This window comes from Priestia sp. P5_B4 (genome assembly GCF_056400385.1).
This window is the reverse complement of sequence record NZ_JBFULJ010000212.1, coordinates 1-5595: the sequence shown is the minus strand read 5'-3', so window position 1 is coordinate 5595 and position 5595 is coordinate 1. Positions and strand designations below refer to the sequence as shown.

Here is a 5595-nt window from a genome sequence, read left to right as displayed (position 1 = left end):
TCGTTAAGGTTGGCCAGATGGTATGGCTTAACTGTCCTTGACTAAAGTAAGCAAATGACACTAATGCTGTGCACAAATATAAAAAAGTACTGAACAAAACGCCATATTGCCCCCACTTCTGACTAGTAGCGCCATTTTTTATAAATGGATAGAAAAAAAGCACGGATTCAAATCCCAAATTCTCAAAGGTCATCATTTTAGTTGAAATTAAAAATTCCCATATCGTATGGTCAAACAAAGGAAATAAGTTATTAAGGTGCCCATATTTTAATGTATAAACCAAGGCAAACACGAGCGGCAAAGGAAGCATTACCCCAAAAAAGGCAATTCCAGTAATCACACGAAACCCACCGGAAACTGTGTAGTAAATAATAGGCAGGTATACAAGTGATACGATCCATGTTTCCAGCTGTGGAAACATCCATATTTGCAAAATCTCTACGTACGTTCGGTAAATCGTTAATGCAAAGATAAAATAATAAATCGAAGCGGCAAGGGTTAAAGCCCCTCCAAGGTATTTTCCAAAATATAGCCGGTGAATATCAATAATATCGCTGTTTTCACGGGTTAAGATATTAAAAATCATCGCTAATAAAATACAGACGCTGATCGCAGCAAGGAAGATAGATATCCACGCTTCATATCCAGCACCTTTAATAATATAACGCTGAAATCCTAGTATTCCAACGCCAATCTGAGTAGAGTGAACTAAGAAAAAAAGAAAAGAAGGGGAAACTTGATTTTCTTCTTTAATTGTATTATGCATCTTTTCTTCCTCCTAGTTGCTAATACCGGTTTGAATAAGATGAACATGAGCTTTTACTTCAATATTCATATCCGGATATTGCGCTTTGAATTCTTCACTGTTAAACCCTCGTGTTTTACTTCGCACATAATCTGTAAAACAAATGGGGTCGATTTTGTGTTGCTGAAGCTTTTTAATAAAAGCATTTCCATCTTTTTCAATGTCTTTTTGAAGCGTTCTTTCAACYATTTTAATATGCTCGGGGTCTGTTAAATCTATCCATCCGGGAAACTCTTTTACAAGGCCGTCGACAGTTAAGTGCGCAATAATACTTGGATGCTGATGATTTCCTTTAATTTCATACTTTGTTTTAGTGCGCAAGTTTTGCAGTATAATTTCGCCTTTATGGTCACTTTTTTTAATTTTTACTGAGTAGCGGCCGTGCTTTGTTCCGCTTGTTAGCAGCTTAAATAAAAACGTTTCTTTCATTCCTATGGTTGTAACGACTTTTTGCTGCTTGAAAAGCGCCAGTCCTTTTAATTTAATAGCATCTTTTTCTTGGGCTAAAACAGGAAGATACGGGTCACGGTCGTCGCTAAAAAAACTGAATAAAAAAATTTGTAAATTGGTGTTAGGCAAATTTTCTGTGCGGATATTTTGTTCGATTAAATTCGAAATAAACTGATAGTCTTTAATTTTCTTTTTTGTAACGGAGCTCAATAATTCGTGTGCGTTGCCATCTACAATGCTTAATTTAATATTACGTCCAAGGTCTGGATTTCTAGCAATTGTATTTACTAATTCATCTACTCCATGTGTTGCAAATTTTTCTCCAATAACGATGCTCCTCAGCTGCCCGAAAGCAACGGGAAGAGATGATTTATTGTTTAAACGAAGTGGAATATCAAATGATGAATTAGCAGTAGCCGCAATAATACTTGGTTCTTCCGTTGGTCCATATTTATAGATAGGATATAAAATGGTTCCTCTGACTTTATTGCTTTGAGGAATATAATCATACCCTATGGAGTTGACTACTTGAATTTCGTCAATCGTTTCACGGTCTGCACAGCTCGTTAAAAAAGTAAGGCAAGTGCATAAAATAAGTATTCTCTTCATGACGTTTCCCCGCTTTACTCATTATCTAAATTACTTTTTCTTTTACCTTTATTCGCTTTATTGGGGTTATAGCGGAATCGCTCTAAAGGACGCAAGTAGCTTGGCCGCTTGGCTGTATGACTATAGGGCAATCGCAGAAAGGTATCCCTATACTCTGTGGGCCGAAACGGAAAAAGCGGAACAAGATAAGGCATGCCCAAAGATTTTAAACGAAGCAAATGAACCAGCAAGAAACAAAAACCAAAGGTGATGCCGACTAAACCAAACGCAGTGGCAAACAAAATAAACGGAAAACGTAGCAGCCGGATCGTGTTAGACATTTTAAAAATAGGCGTCGTAAAAGAAGCTAAAGCTGTCAGTGAAACAATAATAAGCAAAATATTGCTTGTTAACGCAGCTTCTACTGTTGCTTGCCCAATAACAATCCCGCCTACGATTCCAAGTGTTTGACCTACTTTTGTTGGAAGTCTGGCTCCGGCCTCACGAAGCAGTTCAATGGTAATTTCTAAAAAAAGTACTTCGATGACCGGTGGAAAAGGAACGTTTGTCCTTGAAAAGATAATAGGCCCCAGCAGATCTTTTGGAAGCATTTCATAATGATACGTAACAATCGCTACATAAAGAGGCGTAGCAAAAATAGAGAAAAAGACGCCAAAAATACGAATAACTCGGAAAAATGACCCTAGAACCCACGGTAAATAGTAGTCTTCAGGTGRAATAAAGAAGTCAAGCAGCGTTGACGGACCTGTAACTGCGTAGGGTGAACCGCTCGAAAAGAAGGCAGCTTGCCCGTTTAACAGACTGAACAAGACTCGATCGATCCGCTCTGTTGTTAAAAAAAGCGGAAACGCCGTAGAAGAGTTATCGGAAATTAATTGATCAAGCATTGTACTATCAAAAATGACGTCGAAATCTATATCTTCCAGGCGCTGCGTCATAGTGTCCACGTGCTGAGGGTTCGTTACGCCTTCTAAATAAACAAGAACGACGCGCGTTTTCGATTTATTTCCTACGGTGAGTTCTTTAAAAATAAGGTTTTCGGAAATGACCGTTTTTCTCATTAAATAGAGATTGACATCTAAATCCTCTACAAAACCAATTTTAGGACCAACAACACTGAACTCATTTTCCGTTTCATTTTCTTTTCGAAACCCTGTATCAAAGCTTTGAACTTTAATAAGCGCTACTAGCTTATCGTCTTTATGTAATTGAAACATTACGTAGCCGCGCAGCATCTTTTCTAAAATTTCTTTTGTATCTTTTGTAACGGAAATATCTTCAATCGGCAGAACGTTTTCGACTTCATATACACTGCTTAACGTGAAGTCTAGTTTTTGAAAAGGCTCAAGTATTTTATCTTCAACACTTTGCATGTTTACAAGTTGCTTAAAATAAGTAATGATGTATTTTCGATGCTGCGAACCAATAGCTAATGTTGTAAAATCACTTGATTTTTTAAATTGTTTAATCAGTTCGTCCAATGTTTTTTTGGGCTGATTGTCTGCATTCTTTTTTTTAAATAAATGTTTAAACATAACCGTGCCCCTCGCATGACTTTCTATTACTGGTAGTTTGTTCATGTACTTCCTTTTTATTCGACTATTTTTTCTCAAGAAGAAAGGAAGAATATAAAGACAAACTTTACACTCTTTTACAGTGGATAAACAGTAGATTTACGTTTGAATGGTAACTTTAGACATGTCGAAGATAATGAAATAAAGGAGCGGGTACATTTATATGAAGAAAAAATTAGCAGGTATTACACTGGCAGGAGCAGTAGCATTGGCCTCGTTTGGTTTAGGAAACTCTCTTATTCAAACGGAAGCAAAAGTGGAGCATAAGTCAGCTAAGAAACCTCAAAATGTCATTATGATGGTAATGGACGGGACGAGCTCAAATGCTACTACACTCGCAAGATGGTACAAGGGAAAACCGTTACATATGGATCAGCTGATGGCTGGGGGAGTACGTGCGTATTCGGCAGAATCTGCTATTACAGATTCCGCTCCGGCAGCTACTGCTTTAGCAACGGGAAATAAATCAAATTCAGGCTATGTAGGGGTGCTGCCTTCGGTAGTGAATACGCCTGGGGTTAAACCCGTAGAAAAAGAAGATCAATTTCGTCCCGTAGCAAACGTTCTAGAAGGAGCAAAGCTTTCAGGGCGCGCGACGGGAATTGTGGCTACTTCTGAAATCCAGCACGCCACACCAGCTGGTTTTTCAGCCCATAACTACAGCCGTGATGATTTTCAAACGCTAGCGGAGCAGCAAGTGTATCAAAACATCGATGTAGTGCTTGGAGGAGGTAAGCAATCTCTTCTTCCAGGAAAAGAAGAAAAAAGCCGGAAAGACGGTGAAAACTTAGTCAATGTATTGAATAAAAGAGGATATGACTTTGTAGAAAATAAAAAGGAATTAGAGCAGTCACACGCCAAAAAAATCTGGGGGAGCTTCGCCGACCGAGACTTAGCATATGATATGGACCGACTGCAGACAAAAGCAGAACAGCCAAAGTTGTCCCAGATGACAAATAAAGCAATAACAACACTATCCAAAGATAAAGACGGTTTTTTCTTATTTGTTGAAGGAAGCAAAACGGATTGGGCAGCTCATGCGAATGATCCAGTAGGAATGATTAGCGATGTACTAGCGTTTGATGAAGCAGTGGGCAAAGCAGTAGAGTTCGCTAAAAAAGATGGAAATACGATGGTTATTGCGATTGCCGATCACGGAAACAGCGGTCTTTCAATCGGTAATGCAAATACAACAAAAGGATACGATATCACACCTGTTTCTGCTTATATTGATCCATTAAAAAAAGCAAAAATGACGTTAGAAGGTGCTACGTCTAAATTAAAAGAAGATTTATCAAATAAAGAAGAAGTAGCTGCTTTGTATGGTTTATCAAATCTAACTTCAGAGGAAAAAGCACAGCTGACTAAAGCAAGAGATAAAAAAGAAATCAGTGCTACACTATCGAAGTTATTAGCCAACCGAGCAAACCTTGGATTCACAACAGGCGGTCATACGGGTGAGGATGTATTTCTGTATTCATACGGCGTAAATCGACCAACGGGGCACTTTGATAATACGGATATTGCCAAACATATGGCTAAATCAATGAATATTAACTTAAACCAGTTAACAAATGAATTATTTATTGAAGCAAATAAGGCTTTTAAAGGCTCAAAGGTAGCGGTTGACTCAAAAGACAAAAACAACCCTGTACTGGTTGTTACAAACAATAAGCGAACGGTACGTTTTCCAGTAAATAAAAATATTGCTATTGTAAATGGAAGAGAAATTCAAATGGACAGCGTAGTGATACAAGATAAAAAGAATCGCTTCTTTGTATCAAAACAAGCACAGCAAATTGTAAAAAATGAAAAATAAGAAATGAATGCAAAACAGGCCGAGTTATAACTTTAGGCCTGTTTTTTTACAAATAATAGATGGTTAATTAAGTTATGTAGCCTTTATAGAGGAATGAAGCTATTTATTTTACAAATAAATAGCCTTGAACACTTAAAGAAATGGAAAGTCTTCACGTTTAACTATATGTGATTTATACTATGAAATGGTATAATAATCATAGTTTTAAAAGGAACTAGTTCGGAATACATATGTAAGTTCATACCTTTGTATGCTAGAATTTTTATAATAAAATGAATAAAAAATACATAAATTCTTTTGGATTAAATCACAAAACCAGGGTTATTAAGGACAATATG

At 37.2% G+C, this 5595-nt stretch carries 4 protein-coding genes; 1 reads left to right on the top strand and 3 read right to left on the bottom strand.

The features are described 5' to 3' along the window. From AC1DRF_RS15585 to AC1DRF_RS15575, 3 genes are all read right to left on the bottom strand, one after another. The coding region (locus tag AC1DRF_RS15585) for a GerAB/ArcD/ProY family transporter (RefSeq protein ID WP_477741094.1) at positions 1-766 on the bottom strand (766 nt) is incomplete at its 3' end. 12 nt (positions 767-778) lie between these two features. Beyond that, positions 779-1864 (bottom strand): Ger(x)C family spore germination protein, encoded by a 1086-nt coding sequence (locus AC1DRF_RS15580; protein ID WP_477741093.1) that lies wholly within the window; start codon positions 1862-1864, stop codon positions 779-781. Positions 1865-1878: 14 nt separating this feature from the next. Next, positions 1879-3399: a spore germination protein gene (locus tag AC1DRF_RS15575; RefSeq protein ID WP_477741092.1), complete on the bottom strand. Its 1521-nt coding sequence runs from the start codon at positions 3397-3399 to the stop codon at positions 1879-1881. 202 nt (positions 3400-3601) lie between these two features. Between AC1DRF_RS15575 and AC1DRF_RS15570 the strand changes: the two genes are divergently transcribed. Further along, positions 3602-5257, top strand: a complete 1656-nt coding sequence (locus AC1DRF_RS15570) for an alkaline phosphatase (protein ID WP_427075496.1) — start codon at positions 3602-3604, stop codon at positions 5255-5257. Positions 5258-5595: the final 338 nt, after the last annotated feature.

Bases quoted from the DNA above. Each gene is read 5' to 3' on its own strand.
- AC1DRF_RS15570 (WP_427075496.1), top strand. From the start codon at position 3,602: ATGAAGAAAAAATTAGCAGGTATTACACTGGCAGGAGCAGTAGCATTG.